Origin of the sequence: Ammoniphilus resinae (genome assembly GCF_017873965.1) — a bacterium.
Taxonomy (GTDB): Bacteria; Bacillota; Bacilli; order Aneurinibacillales; family RAOX-1; genus Ammoniphilus_A; species Ammoniphilus_A resinae.
This window is the reverse complement of record NZ_JAGGKT010000028.1, coordinates 24,438-38,349: the sequence shown is the minus strand read 5'-3', so window position 1 is coordinate 38,349 and position 13,912 is coordinate 24,438. Positions and strand designations below refer to the sequence as shown.

Annotated in this window: 14 protein-coding genes; 2 read left to right on the top strand and 12 right to left on the bottom strand. The window is 46.4% G+C overall.

Translation table 11 applies throughout. The annotated features are described in order from the left end of the window. Positions 1-732: 732 nt before the first annotated feature. The 7 genes from J2Z37_RS23610 to J2Z37_RS23580 form a co-directional block, all read right to left on the bottom strand. Positions 733-999 (bottom strand): DNA-directed RNA polymerase subunit beta, encoded by a 267-nt coding sequence (locus J2Z37_RS23610; RefSeq protein WP_209812794.1) that lies wholly within the window; start codon positions 997-999, stop codon positions 733-735. Between the two features lie 39 nt (positions 1,000-1,038). Beyond that, complete coding sequence (mreB, locus tag J2Z37_RS23605) at positions 1,039-2,037, bottom strand: rod shape-determining protein (protein WP_209812793.1); 999 nt, start codon at positions 2,035-2,037, stop codon at positions 1,039-1,041. 273 nt (positions 2,038-2,310) lie between these two features. Beyond that, positions 2,311-2,607 carry a sporulation transcriptional regulator SpoIIID gene (gene spoIIID, locus J2Z37_RS23600; protein WP_209812792.1) on the bottom strand — a complete coding sequence of 99 codons (297 nt, stop codon included), beginning with the start codon at positions 2,605-2,607 and terminating at the stop codon, positions 2,311-2,313. A 378-nt stretch (positions 2,608-2,985) separates the two neighbouring features. After that, complete coding sequence (locus J2Z37_RS23595; protein WP_209812791.1) at positions 2,986-3,375, bottom strand: pepsin/retropepsin-like aspartic protease family protein; 390 nt, start codon at positions 3,373-3,375, stop codon at positions 2,986-2,988. Then, positions 3,372-3,662 (bottom strand): hypothetical protein, encoded by a 291-nt coding sequence (locus tag J2Z37_RS23590; RefSeq protein ID WP_342453878.1) that lies wholly within the window; start codon positions 3,660-3,662, stop codon positions 3,372-3,374. The genes J2Z37_RS23595 and J2Z37_RS23590 overlap by 4 nt, the downstream gene beginning before the upstream one ends. Positions 3,663-3,982: 320 nt before the next feature. After that, positions 3,983-4,408: a universal stress protein gene (locus J2Z37_RS23585; RefSeq protein WP_209812790.1), complete on the bottom strand. Its 426-nt coding sequence runs from the start codon at positions 4,406-4,408 to the stop codon at positions 3,983-3,985. Between the two features lie 440 nt (positions 4,409-4,848). Further along, on the bottom strand, positions 4,849-5,004 hold the full coding sequence (locus tag J2Z37_RS23580; RefSeq protein WP_209812789.1) for a hypothetical protein: 156 nt from the start codon (positions 5,002-5,004) through the stop codon (positions 4,849-4,851). 432 nt (positions 5,005-5,436) lie between these two features. Between J2Z37_RS23580 and J2Z37_RS23575 the strand changes: the two genes are divergently transcribed. Together J2Z37_RS23575 and J2Z37_RS23570 are read left to right on the top strand one after the other, a co-directional pair. Next, positions 5,437-5,622 carry a chitobiase/beta-hexosaminidase C-terminal domain-containing protein gene (locus J2Z37_RS23575; RefSeq protein WP_342453877.1) on the top strand — a complete coding sequence of 62 codons (186 nt, stop codon included), beginning with the start codon at positions 5,437-5,439 and terminating at the stop codon, positions 5,620-5,622. Positions 5,623-5,752: 130 nt separating this feature from the next. After that, positions 5,753-8,377, top strand: a complete 2,625-nt coding sequence (locus J2Z37_RS23570) for an S-layer homology domain-containing protein (RefSeq protein ID WP_209812787.1) — start codon at positions 5,753-5,755, stop codon at positions 8,375-8,377. 108 nt (positions 8,378-8,485) lie between these two features. On the opposite strand, the gene J2Z37_RS23565 is transcribed toward J2Z37_RS23570, so the two are convergent. The 5 genes from J2Z37_RS23565 to J2Z37_RS23545 all read right to left on the bottom strand — a co-directional run bounded on the left by J2Z37_RS23565 (position 8,486) and on the right by J2Z37_RS23545 (position 13,912). Further along, the gene (locus tag J2Z37_RS23565; RefSeq protein WP_245204207.1) at positions 8,486-9,214 is read right to left on the bottom strand and encodes a response regulator transcription factor; all 729 of its coding nucleotides are present in this window, start codon (positions 9,212-9,214) and stop codon (positions 8,486-8,488) included. Next, positions 9,201-11,312: a sensor histidine kinase gene (locus J2Z37_RS23560; protein WP_245204202.1), complete on the bottom strand. Its 2,112-nt coding sequence runs from the start codon at positions 11,310-11,312 to the stop codon at positions 9,201-9,203. Before J2Z37_RS23560 ends, J2Z37_RS23565 begins: the two co-directional genes overlap by 14 nt. Positions 11,313-11,560: 248 nt before the next feature. Further along, positions 11,561-12,286, bottom strand: coding sequence for a M23 family metallopeptidase (locus tag J2Z37_RS23555; protein ID WP_209812785.1), 726 nt, complete (start codon positions 12,284-12,286; stop codon positions 11,561-11,563). A 182-nt stretch (positions 12,287-12,468) separates the two neighbouring features. Further along, complete coding sequence (spoIID, locus tag J2Z37_RS23550; RefSeq protein WP_209812784.1) at positions 12,469-13,482, bottom strand: stage II sporulation protein D; 1,014 nt, start codon at positions 13,480-13,482, stop codon at positions 12,469-12,471. 190 nt (positions 13,483-13,672) lie between these two features. Then, positions 13,673-13,912 carry a hypothetical protein gene (locus tag J2Z37_RS23545; RefSeq protein ID WP_209812783.1) on the bottom strand — a complete coding sequence of 80 codons (240 nt, stop codon included), beginning with the start codon at positions 13,910-13,912 and terminating at the stop codon, positions 13,673-13,675.

The following is a 13,912-nucleotide window of genomic DNA, read 5'->3' as shown; positions in this document are numbered from 1 at the left end:
TCGGTCAGGCAAAACTCTTTTCCCACCTCACCCTGTCAGAATCAGCTCCGGATTCGGTCGGGCTTACCTCTTTTCCCATCCCACCCTGTCAGAATTAGCTCCGGATTCGGTCAGGCATAACCCTTTTTCCATCCCACCCTGTCAGAATTACCCCCGGATTCGGTCAGGCAAAACTCTTTTCCCACCTCACCCTGTCAGAATCAGCTCCGGATTCGGTCGGGCTTACCTCTTTTCCCATCCCACCCTGTCAGAATCAGCTCCGGATTCGGTCGGGCTTACCTCTTTTCCCATCCCACCCTGTCTGAATGACCCCCGGATTCGGTCTGGCATATCCCTTTTCCCACCTCACCCTGTCAGAATGACCCCCGGATTCGGTCAGGCATATCCCTTTTTCCACCTCACCCTGTCAGAATTAGTCCTCAAGCATCCCCTTCTTCATAACCACTTATTTGTTTTCTCCCGACTAGCCGGCTGCCTCCTTAATTCGTTAATCTATGTTAATACCCCCTCACTCTGATTACCCCAGTCTCCTCCCCAACCCTCCCCTTAAGGCACAAGAAGAGAAGCTAGCATATCCCGGCGACAAGGCCCACCTGCACACGGAGAGAACAGCCGAACACCTATGAGTGAGCATAGATCTAATCCCCAGCCCTAACCCCAGACTCCTGACCACTGGGAGATTACCCTCTATACACAAAAGAAAAGAGTACTGTCTCCAGTACCCTTCCACATTTACTTGATTGTAAACACCAAATCATACATATGTTTGTAAGTTTGAAAGCTGAACGCATCGCCGAGCTGGCCATCGCCTACGACACTATAGCCGACACCTAAACCGATCAGCAGAGATAGGCCGATGAGGACAACGGCAACACCCAGCTTGCCGTACCAAGGGAAGGATTTACCCTCTTTGCGTTTACTCTCCCGTTTTCTCTCGCGTGTTCTCCGTCTTTTCGGTTGTTCGTTTTCGTTATGCGTTGTAAACTCTTGCTCTGCCATCCGTTTGACTCCCTTTTCTTTGTTTGTTCTTCCCCTTTATTATATCGATTTTCGCTTGCCCCGGTCTAGGTAATCAAGCATCATTCCGGTTCCCTTTGCCACGCAGCTCATCGGCTCATCGGCAACGAGCACGGGGACTTTCAACTCTTCGGCAAGAAGCTTGTCCAATCCGTGAAGCAGCGCTCCTCCACCGGTCAGCATGACGCCTTTGTCGATGATATCTGCGGAAAGCTCTGGCGGTGTTCTCTCTAAAACGTTCTTCGAGGCTTGTACAATCGAGGAGATCGATTCTTCGAGGGATTCCTGTACCTCTGCGGAGGTCACCGTGATGGTTTGCGGGAGTCCCGTGACCATGTCGCGTCCGCGAATTTCCATTTCATCCTTTCGTCCTCCTGGGAAAACCGTTCCGATCTGCTTTTTGATATCCTCTGCCGTGCGTTCTCCGATCATAAGCTTGTACTTATTTTTGATAAAGCGCATGATGTCAATGTCGAACTTGTCCCCTGCGATTTTAATAGAAGAGGCGGTGACGATATCTCCCATGGACAAAACAGCCACATCGGTCGTCCCTCCGCCAATATCTACTACCATGTTGCCGCTAGGTTCAAAGATTTCCATGCCTGCTCCAATCGCTGCTACTTTCGGCTCTTCTTCCAGATAGACGGATCTTGCCCCGCTCCGCTCTGCGGCTTCCCGGATGGCTTTCTGCTCGACAGAAGTGATGTTCGTTGGGCAGCAAATGAGGATGCGTGGTTTCACAAAAAAGCTCTTCACGCCGATCTTGGCAATAAAATGCTTCAGCATCGCTTCGGTTATCTCAAAATCCGCAATCACCCCATCTCGCAGTGGCCGTGTTGCGACGATGTTTCCAGGTGTTCTTCCGACCATCCGATACGCTTCGTCCCCTACGGCTAGCACTTTTTTCGTCTGGCTGTCGATTGCTACCACCGATGGCTCATCGAGCACGATGCCTCGTCCTTTGACATAAATTAATACGTTCGCTGTTCCTAAATCGATTCCGATATCCTTCCCTAACATGCAAGGTCCTCCCTGTACTGGTTCATCTATATGAATGCTATTATAGCGTAAGTGACAAAGCTATGGATATATTTTCGGTATGAATTAAGGAATTCCTTTTTGTTCTTTCGACATTTTTCGTAGTGTTGCGCTGCTGTCTTTTCGTTGCGGCTGTGGGTCTGACTTTTTTTCCAACATTCTTTCCACTTTCGGTCCCATTTTAGTTCCGCTTTCAGTTTCCAGTTTTCGGCTTTCGGTTTTCCGTTTTGTTCTCGCTCGCTCCTCATCCGCCTCTTAGGCTAATTCTTCAGAAGTTCCCTTTTTGCTGGTGTGGCCACCTTTCGCTTTTCGCTTGTACTTGATTTTGGTCGCTTCTCCTCCGCGAAGATGACGAATCGATTTGTGATACTCCAGGATTTCCTTAACTTTATTAGCCAATTCGGGGTTGATCTCGGGCAGTCGTTCCGTTAAATCTTTGTGCACAGTGCTTTTCGATACGCCAAATTCTTTGGCAATCTTACGGACGGTGTTGCGCGTTTCCACTATGTAGCGACCGATCTTGATGGTGCGCTCTTTGATGTAATCGTGCACTCCCCTCGCCTCCCTGTTAGGAATAGTCTGATACATTATATTGAGGGAGGGACGCATATATTCGAGAATTGCTTAGATAATCGAGAATTTTTGGCTGATACAAGCTGTTTTGGAGGGATTTGGGGGCTTGGGTGAGGGGTCAGGCGGGGTGGCAGGTCGAGGAGTGGGGTTTCTTTTGTTAGACCTGTGGGCATTATCCCTTTGCGTCAGGAGGTGCTTTGGTCGGGTGGGGGCTCGGTCAAGGGGGTGGATGTTCTTTTGTTGGGCCTGTGGGCACTATCCCTTTGGGTAAGGGGATGGTAATGGCCATTCTTTGTGAGTACTATCTCTTTGGCTCGGGGGGTGTGAGGCGGATAGATATATCTAGAATCCCATTGGTTATTTCTTTTTTCTTGTTAACATTTCATGGAAATCAACAATCAACCCAGTTTTCATCATAAAGTCGGCACCAAGAATTCCATTAAATCCATATGTTTCCTTTGTTATACCAAGCTGAAGTGGAAAACGATGGAGCAAACAATCATCGATCACTAGATCCGAAACTACTTGTTCATAACACAATTCACTTTCTCCACCAACCCCATACATTCGTTTCGGTCTTTCATTGGCACGATCAATGACAAGTCCAATAGGTTCCACTTCATCCGTATCAAAGATAGTAGTTGCGCAACCTGTATCTAGCAATATATTGTCTAAACACATATTTCCCCCTTGGTACCTAAGAGTTAGGGAGACTATAGGCAACCCTTCCTTCATGATTATCTTCATTGAAATCTTCTCCTGACCCCAACAAATTTTTGTTCCTCAACTTCAATCGTTTTATGATCAGTATGAAAAATATAGTATTCTCGAGATCGATCTGCTAAATGTAGTTTCTTGTATTCCTTCCAGGCAAGGGTTGAATCAGTAAAACTAGAAATCACCGCTACCTCTTCAATATGTCGAGTTGAATCTTTCGAATAGGCAGAGATGGCTTCAACAAGTACCCACTGCTCAGGGTATTGTACACGAACTTCCTCCCATTTCATATTGAACAGCACCTTTCCAACAATCATACTAATTTAGACATAGGTAATCTATGTACTAACCATTATAATTATTATTTTTAACAAAATCAAAATAATCGGTAAACTTAGGAAGAGTTTCTTAAAGCACCATCTCTTTATTTACTCAACATACATATTGTAACATTATCTAAATGGAACGCTGGTTCAATATTATCGAAGTATCTATTGATAAGGAGCTAATACAGAGGCATCAAAATACAAAAAGAAAAAAGCGTGATTCTATTACGATGCGAATCGACGCTTATCATCATTATAATTTGTAAGCCTTCATCCTGAAGCAATGCCCGTTTTCTTCGGTTCCACCCTTTTTACTTCACAATCATCACCGGGCATGGGGCCTCCTGCAGCACCCGCTGGCTGACGCTTCCCAAAAACACCCCCGTAAATCTCCCAAGTCCTCTGCTTCCCAATATGATCAGGTCGTAACTGCCGATTCTGCTCAGTTCCACGATTTCATAGGCCGGCTCTCCCCAAAGGACCTCCAACCGATAAGGCACTCCCTCCCGATCGAAAGCTTGTAAACTCGCTTGAATAACTTGGTAAGCCTTTTGGCCGAGGACGCTTGTGACATCAAAATGGGATTCGAGGAGCTGCGACTTGGTAGGCCCCTCCTTACTCACATAGCAGATGGTAATGGTCGAATTTTTGAGCTCCTTCACCAGGTGCAGTGCCCTCATCGCCGCACGCGACGCATGTTCCGAACCATCGACTGCCAGTAGAATTTTTTGGTACATCCCCCTCACCCTTTCACTAGATTCTATAAATATAGTATAGCCTCTTTTTTAGCAGATTGAACATCAAATCTCTGAGTTGCGGGGATAGTGGGGAGAGGAGTGGGGGCTACTGAGGTTTTCCTGCCTCACTGAAGGGTGGGGATAGTGGACATAAACGCGGGAAAAGTATTATACCCGTAAGTTTTGTACTGGATTAAAGTAATTTGCTGGGATTCTAAAATTGTTTAAAAATAAGGGGACTTTTTCCACCTTATCCTTTATCCGGTCCAATTTATGAATAAATAAGGGGAGAAATTGATTCCTGAGAATAGGTGTAATTTCTCCCTTTATCATGATTAGTGATTCTTTTCCATTATACCGGCGGGGGTATTTATTTGTAATCATTCCTCCAATGGGAGCAGGATTTCATTTCCCGTAACCTGAATCCTATTTCCCGTGACCTAAACCCCTGATTTTGTGACCTGGCCCTCTGGTTTTGCGAGCTGAAGTGATGTTTTCTGGGTGTAAAGGATGGGATGATCCGGATCATCGGGGATACCGAGGACCAAAACAACTCCAATCTCCATCAGATACCCACCTGAATTGGCAGATTGCATTCGCAATTGCCGCCTGCTCTATCTAACTTTTAGAAAAACGAGGGTGCCCAGCCCTTCTGAACAAAAGGGATAGTGATCACAGGGATCAGATAAACAAGGTCACACAGTCTCTCTGAACCAAGGGGATAGTGACCATAGGAACTAGAAACGTAGGGTCACACGCATACGCACACGATCATGGCATATGGTGCTTTTTTCTGTGCGGTTTTCCTGAGCGGAGGTTGAGTGAACGGAGGGTCTACAAGAAGGGGACCAACCTATATGCTAGTTTTCAGAAGTGTACCACAAGCGCGATCTTAAAGTTTTCTTTATATTCCATAGATGGACTAATCTACCATGCTATAATCGAATTCGGAAAATCAATATCATATATCATACTTCAGGGGGACAAACGATGAGGGAAAAAATTGTCGGATTATTGATGGCGGTGCTGTGGCATCGGGAATGCAAGTCTCTTTGACTTCGGCGACCGCATCTGCGGTGGTGTACTATACGACGGATCTCAGCGAGCCGACCACGATCACTACGACGGATTCGGCTACAACTCCGGCAACAGCGTCTGTGCAATATTTGGTGACGACGATTGCGCAGCCCTTCCAGGGATTTAGAACTATATAGAGGGGAATTTCAATTGAAAGAGCCGTACGAATGTACTATACTGCTTTAGTGGAAACGCAAATATTGACAATTTTCGCACCCCAAAAACAGCGTTATATTAAATTAAAGATGGTATTGGAGGGATCACATTTTGGTTAAGAAGAAAATTGCTAGTATGCTAACTACAGCAGCACTTTTAATTTCCTTTACACTTTCGGCGTATGCATCTACCAGTTTAACTGATATTGAAGGCTCCTATGCAAAAGATGCTATTCAAGATCTCGTGAATAAAGGGATTATCAACGGTAAAGGAGACGGAAACTTTGATCCAACTGGAAAGATCGAACGTCAGGATTTTGCTATCATCCTTGCGAAAGCGCTCAACCTTGATATTTCTAGTGCTCCAGCAACAGCTACGTTCTCTGATGTTCCAACTACTCATTATGCATACAAATATGTGGAGGCTGCTGCGAAGGCTGGCTTGATAAAAGGGGTAGGAAATGGGGAATTTGGTAGCGGAGCTAATCTTTCTCGTCAAGATATGGCTGTACTCTTTGTAAGGGCCCTCGGTGTAGATGCAGCTGGGAAAGCCAGTGAATTTAAATTTAATGATGCAGCTTCAATAGCTGATTATGCAAAAGATTCTGTAGCTGCAGCGGTGGAATTAGGGTTAATTACCGGAAACAGTGATGGTACCTTTAATCCATCAGGGAATGCAGAGAGACAAGCTGTGGCACTCGTTTCGTCAAAGTTTTTAAAGGCTCAAGATGAAATTAGTCCGAAAATAGATACTCTTACACAGGTTGACAACAGAACCGTAACAGTAACTTTTACAAAAGAACTTCTGGAGTTATCGCCTGAGGACTTCGTTTTAATAGACGAGAATGGAAATGTTATTACCATAGAGAATGTAAATCTTTCTGAAGATAAGAAAAGCGTTACTATTAAAGTAGAAAACCTGCCTTCTGAAGGTAAGATCCGCGTAGAGTATAAAAAGAATAAGACTTCTAATGGATCTTTTAAAGAAATTGAAACTGAAAAAATAAATCCTTCATCACCTTCGGGCAGTGGTTCAGGTAGGGGAGGGGGAAGTAGCGACAGTAATGATGATAATGATAATACACCAGTAAATCGTTCACCTCTAGTGGTTAGCGAATTTACTGATCAGGAGCTTACTATAGGGAATATAGAATATGTTGAAATAGACGATCATTTTAGTGATCCTGATGGAGATGTATTATCTTATTCCGTAGCCTCAGATAATGTAGAGATCGTTACATCAGCGTTGTATTCAGAGAATGGTTTGAACAAGATTAAACTTACACCTCTTAATCAAGGGACAGCAATCATAGCTATAACAGCAAATGATGAAAAGAATGGTAGGGTATCCACTGCATTCCGTGTTAATGTCGGCTTTCCACAACCGGTTAATCGTTCTCCTCAAGTGGTTAGCGAATTTGCAGATCGGGAACTAAATGTAGGTAATATAGTATATGTTGAAATAGACAATCACTTTACAGATCCTGATGGAGATGAATTATCTTATTCTGTAGTTTCAGATGATGAAGAGACTGTTACAGCAGAGGTTTATTCAGAGAATGGTTTGAACAAGATTAAACTTACACCTCTTAATCAAGGGACAGCAACCATTTCCGTAACAGCAAATGATGAAAAGAATGGCATAGTATCCACTGAATTCATTGTTTATGTCGGCTTCCCACAACCAGTTAATCATGATCCTATATTTATAGGGGATGAAATAACTGAACAAATAATAACTATTGGCGAAAGAGTCCTTATAGCCCCTCATTTAGATTTTCTTTTTTCTGATAAAGATGAGGACGATCTTACATACGAGATCATTTCAAGCGATGAAGATGTAGTTTACGGTTATGATGACGGTGGTTTTTACATTAGAGGTGAAGGTGCAGGAACAGCCTTAGTTACTGTAACAGCTTATGATGGTAACGGAGGAGAGGTAAGTATATCATTTAATGTGATTGTTCACCCGATACCTAACCAGGCACCAACAGCAACAGATGTTGGAATCAGTGGAACACCGCAACTTGGACAAACCCTATATGGAGTCTATACTTATATAGATATTGAAAATGACACACAGGGAATATCTACATTTAAATGGTTTCGTGCCGATGATGCAACTGGAACAAACAAGGTAGCCATAGATGGGGCGACATCAAGTGAATATACTTTAACAGATGAGGATATAGGAAAGTATATCAGTTTTGAAGTGACCCCGCTGGCAAGTACAGGAACTCTAGAAGGAACACCAGAAGAAAGTAATCCAGTAGGTCCTATAATGCCTGCATTTTCCAAATCGCCACTAGATTTGATCAATGCTGCATCGGAGTCGGGCATATGGGACGGTGTTGATGTGATAACTTTTGCTAATGCGGGTGTAACGGGTGTTACATATGAGAACCTATTCAACGTCAAATACTACTTGATGGATCCTGATATAACAACACAATCACCACTTCCAAGAACATTGGATAAGATTCAAGCGATTGTTAACGCAATGATTCAAAATATGATGGTAGAAGCAATCTATGATTATTTAAGACATTACGGTGATCGCCCTACCGTAGAGGTATTCGCTGGCGCTGGTATTACCGGAGTAGATGCTTCTAATTTAGATGCGATCTTAGATGAACTTGATTTGGCCTATCAGGAGTCCGTGGATCCTTTTGGATCGGGAACGCCTATGTCTACTAAACAAGATATCCAAGATGTTGTTGACCGTTTTCCAAATTAAACAAAGCAAATCTCGAGCGAGAAAAATAGCGGCGTAAGGGGGTGATCCTTCGCCGCTATTTATATCTTTCGGTCACTGTAGCTGGAGTGAACCCACTCAACCTTAACGCTATGTTCTCGCTAGCAACGCCGCACTTCTGGCAACCAACATATATCCGGTCCCCCGAATCGTAATGATTCTCTCAGGATTGGCAGGGTCAGCCTCAATTTTTTTGCGTAAATTACTGATGTGTACAGCGACCGTTCTCGTATCCTCCAGACTCTCCATTCCCCAGACGAGCTGAAACAACGCATCGACACTGACGACACGATTCACGTTTTGTGCCATATAGGACAGTAGACTGAACTCTTTTTTCGATAAAAAGATGGTTTCACTCCCCATGTTGACGGACTGTGCGTAGAAATCCAGCGTCAAACCCGGTAACTCTAGTAGTTGTTCCTTTCTGCCCGTCGACACTCTGCGAAGATGGGCCTTGATCTTGGCCATGAGTACTCCCGGACTGAACGGCTTGGTCACATAATCGTCGCCGCCATAGGATAATGCGCTGATTTTCACCTCATCTTCCTCACGGCTGCTCAGAAACACGATCGGCGCATTCGTGTAGCTACGTGCGTTGATGCACCAATCAATGCCGTTTTCATTAGCCAGCAGGATATCCAGTACAATCAAATCCGGCTCGAAAGACGCAAGCAGCTTCATGGCTTCTGTCCCGCTATGACTGTAGGAGGTTATGAACCCCTCCCTTTCGCAATACACCTGAACAATCTCGCAGATATGGGGATCATCATCGACGATCAATATTTTGTAAGTGTCCACCTCACCGTCACCTTCCTTCATTTCCAATACAAGGAAGCAATACATAGAATATCGCCCCCGTCTTGCCGTCGCTCTCCGCTCGAACCGTCCCTCCATGCGCTTGTACGATTTCCCTGCAAATCGCCAGCCCGAGTCCACTGCCCTCCACTTCCTTCTCCACGCCCGGTCGATCATACCTGTAATTGCGATCGAAGATTTTCTCGAGCTGATTCGGAGGAATACCCGTGCCAGAATCTTGTACGCTAATGATCGCATAGCGGGTATGATTCACCCTGTCCACAGCTAGCACCATACGCACCACCCCACCTTTAGGGGTGAACTTCATGGCGTTCGACACGAGATTGAACAACGCCCGCCCAAATATTTGCGTATCCATCTCGACAACAGGCAAGTTAGATCGTTGATCTTCCACATCTCCGATATCCAGGATGAAATCCAACCCTGCGTCACGCACAACCAGCTCATATTGTTCAAAGAAACCACGCAAGAAGGGAATCACAGGAACCGGCTCCATCCGGTACGAGACTTGTCCTGTCTCCAAATGCGACAAGAAGGACAACTCCTCGATCATGCGGTTAATCCTTATCGTGTTATCCCGGATATACTTCAGGTACTGTTCATTCCGTTCCGGTTTGACCCTGTCCTGCACAGCTTCTACATAACCAAGCATGCTGGACAGCGGCATACGCAGATCATGCGTAATATAGGCAAGGAGCTTCTTCCTCCCTTGCTCGGAGTGCAGCAGCCGGTCATACGAAGTGCGGAGATCATCATGTGCTGCGGATAAGGCCTGTGTGCGTTCCTGCACGGTCTGTTCCAAATTCAGATTCATTTCGGTCAGCTTGTTGTTCGCGTCCTGCAGCTCACATGCAAACTTCTCCTCGTTCGATGCCGCCCTGGTAAATCTCGAAGAAAGCAAAATAATCTGTGCGATCGTAAACACCAACAGACCAAGCGGAGAGGTATTTCCGATTCGTGACCATTCATTGTAATATAAAAAATCGTTGACGACTGTAACAAGAGCAACTACCGACACCAGCAGGAAGATGAGCGCTCCCTCCATCCGCCACACAGCCGCTTTGACCAGCCCAACCATCAGATAAACCATATGCAGGACAACCATCACACCGATCATCGGTAACATTTTGGTATAGATCAGTGCAGGGGTCACCACAACCATGATACAGAATGCACCGGTTACGATCCGCGAGCCCAGCAGAAATCTACGCGACACAGAATTCGGAAAGATGCAATCCGCGTACATCGTGATGATGTATGCCGTGCTGCAAAGAATCAGGTACTCGATCTTAAACTGCAGGCCCCATGGAAAAGCGGGCCACAATTGTGTGATCAAGTGCTCGCCGACCAGCAAGGATCGGATCCCTAACAACAGGGTGAACAGACCAAAATACCATGTAGCCCTGTCTTTGCGTCGCAGGATGAACAACAGCAGGTGATACACGCCAATTACCAGCAGGCTTGCGGTGATGAACATTTCAGCAGCGATTTTCAGATTGTTCCTGACCGTTAACACATCACTGCCACCCAGCTCGATATACTTGGTAATACCGCCTCTCATATGATGAAAGTTGGCGACTTGCATAACGAGCTCCACCCTGTCATTCTCGGGCTGGAAGAACACCAACTTCGTTGCCAGCTGCGGTGTCACGCTGCTCTTGTCTTGACCAACCATACCGACTTCTGCCAGAAGCTCGCCATTCACCCATAATTTATATGCATGAAAGATGGTAGGCAGCCGCAGAGCAAGCCGCTCCTTCCGATCCTGCTCGCTAAGCCCAATGACCACCCGAAAGCTTGCAAAGCCTGTACCTTTCAGCTGCTGACCATCTAACCGATAGCCTAGCCAGGAGCCTGGGATGCTGATCCAACGGTCATGATTTCCGCCCCTTTCAGAACGAATCTGTATGTCCACAGGCGACAGCAGCTCTTGCCAGTAGAACGCCCACTCCCCTTTTAACTTGATCGGATCCTCACTGACATGAACCTGTGTTAAATCCAGAATGCCTTTTTCACTTTGGATCTTAGGGGTGTCCGGTGAAGGTATGACGGCATAGCTTGCAACCAAACCGACAACAATGGCAGCAGCTATATAAAGCAAGATCGTACGAGACCCGAATCGGAGAATCCCCCCCATGATGAACCCAACCCCAATCTACAAGAGCACAATAAGTAAGTTAATTATCTAAATCATATCATTATTAAGGGAAAATGTACTCAGCAAATATCTTCGAGGCGTTGAACACAAACATCACGATGAGAACAGCAATAAGGTCACACGTCAGGAGGCGGCTGTGACCTGAAAAAAAAGGAACCCTGCGCTTTTCACAGGGTCCCTTCACTTATCTTTTATTGGGCTTGCTTTTCTTCCTTTTGAGCGAGGAATTTTTCTGGTGCAACGGATTGCCCATTTTCCTTCACTTCAAAATGCAAGTGGATGCCTAGATCTTTTTCAAACAGGTTGCGTCCGGCTTTGGCCAGGATGTCGCCTTGTCCTACTTCGTCGTTTACGGCGACTTGAAGGTCATCTACGCTTTGGTAGATCGATGTCAATCCATCGGCATGCTCGATCTCAACGATGTAGCCTACCATAGGATCTTTTTCTACCTTTGTTACTTTCCCGTCGGCTGCGGCAAGAACATCAAAAGCTGTTTTGCCATCTTCGCTTGCTAGGTCGATTCCGGTGTGTGGGAAGTAAGTATCCTCGTACTGAACCAAGGATGCGGCCTTCACATCATCGGCTGCTTCTTCGTCATAAAACTTCATGACAACTTTTACATTCAAATCTTCCTGAGCCGGCCAAGCTAGCCCCTGCGGGGTTTGATTGACGGGTACTGCCTCTGGCTGTGTTGAAGCCAAATCTGCTGGTTCTGTCTGCTCCTGTTGCTGATCCATGCTAACCTGAGGTACCGCATCTTCCTGTCCTGTCGAAAATTGACTGGAATCTTGGTACCACATGATTACGGCAAGGATAAGTGCTGCGGCTCCCATATACATTACGGGAAAGGTCCACTTTTTGGAGAATATCCCTTTAGATTTTGGACCTTGAATTGGGTTTTTTTGCTCTTCTTTCATGATATTCATCACCTCATCAACAAGCATGTCCAGGTGAGGTGAGATTTAAACCTGAGGGTGTGCGCAATTTCGGAAAAATTATACTAATTTTTTTTGAAAAGTTTTTTGGGGACAAACGCGGGCCGCCAAGGCGGTGCTGACTCGATGGGATAGTGGCCAAAGGGGGCCAGGACGTTGGTCCGCTAGCTCTCTTTCACCCACTGATGATAGTCTTCGATCGCGATGCCCTTATAAAAATATTGGACGATCTCATCCGCCTTTTTCCCTTCCTGAGCCATCCCGTTGGCGCCCCACTGGCTCATCCCGACACCGTGTCCATAGCCGAAGGCGGTGATGTGGACTTTGCCGTTTTGAATCTGCCACTCAAAAGCCGACGACGGCAGCCCCAACTTTTCCCGAATCTCGCGGCCGCTGAATTCTTTTTCACCGATTTTCATTTTTCCAATCCGGTTCCCTGTAGTCTGGTCCAGCACCTTCGACCAAGCGGTTGGCGCGGAGGCTGCTGAGGCGACGCGGATGTTCAGTTTTTGCTCCAGCTCTCGGATCGGGAACTCTAGCTTGGTTTGGTATTTCGGGGACTCTTTATCCCAGGGGACCTCGACGCTGCGGAGGTAGGGGATTTTGTTTGCCCAATATTCTTCTGAGTTTTCGGTATAGCCATTGCTAGTGGAAAAAAACGTCGCATTAATCGGCTTCCCGTCATAGGTCAGCACCTTTCCCGCGGTTTCCACTACGGCTTGCTTGACCTTGTTGTCTTTCCAGGTGTAGTCGCGACCCCAGACCGCTTTTCGCTGCTCCTCATCGAGGAACACCTGATGCTTGATGGTATCGGTCACAAAAGCGTTCTCCGGCACATCTGAAAAGTCCTTCTCAGCGACTCGCCGAATAATATACGTCCGCGCCGCCAAAGCCTGCGCCTTCAAGGCTTCCATCTCAAAATCCGCGGGCATCTCCGCCGCCACCACGCCGGTAATGTATTCTTCGATGGGGTAGATCTCGACCTGCTTGCTTTCCGTGCGGTAGACAGAAATTGGGATTTGGTTTTTTAGCGTTTCAAACGAGGGCGGGGGCCCTGTGGTAGTTCTGGTGGCTGTCGTCGGATCTGTTTCATCATCGGAAATGAAATAAGTGACAATTGCTGGGATCAATAAAGTGATTGCCAGTAAGATGGCTAGTCCCATCCCTACTCGTTTCATGAGCGTACCTCCATCATCTGCTGTCAAAGTAGTTCGTTTTGCTAGGCTCTGTGGTCATTATCCCTTCCACTAAGGGAGGGGGGTGGGTGTTGTTTTGGACGCGGGTGGGTCGGGGATCCGTCCGGGTCTGTCCGGTCAACCGTTGTGGTTGCCGTCGTGGCCGAGGTGGCCGCCAGAGTTGCGGCAGGCTTTACTCCGACAACTGATGGTAACAGTCCTCGCACAACTGTCCGGATCCCTCCACATAAAATTGCCGCTGTGCAATCTGCTCACTGACCCGGTACGGGGTTTTCCGCTGGCAAAGAACACAGGACTCCTGCTCCCCCATTTTCATCAGAAAACGGGTGTACTCTGGAACAAAACAGGAATCACAGGTCTGCTCCTGGCAAATCGCACAAAACATTTTCTTCAGGAAGGAAAAGTCCTCCAT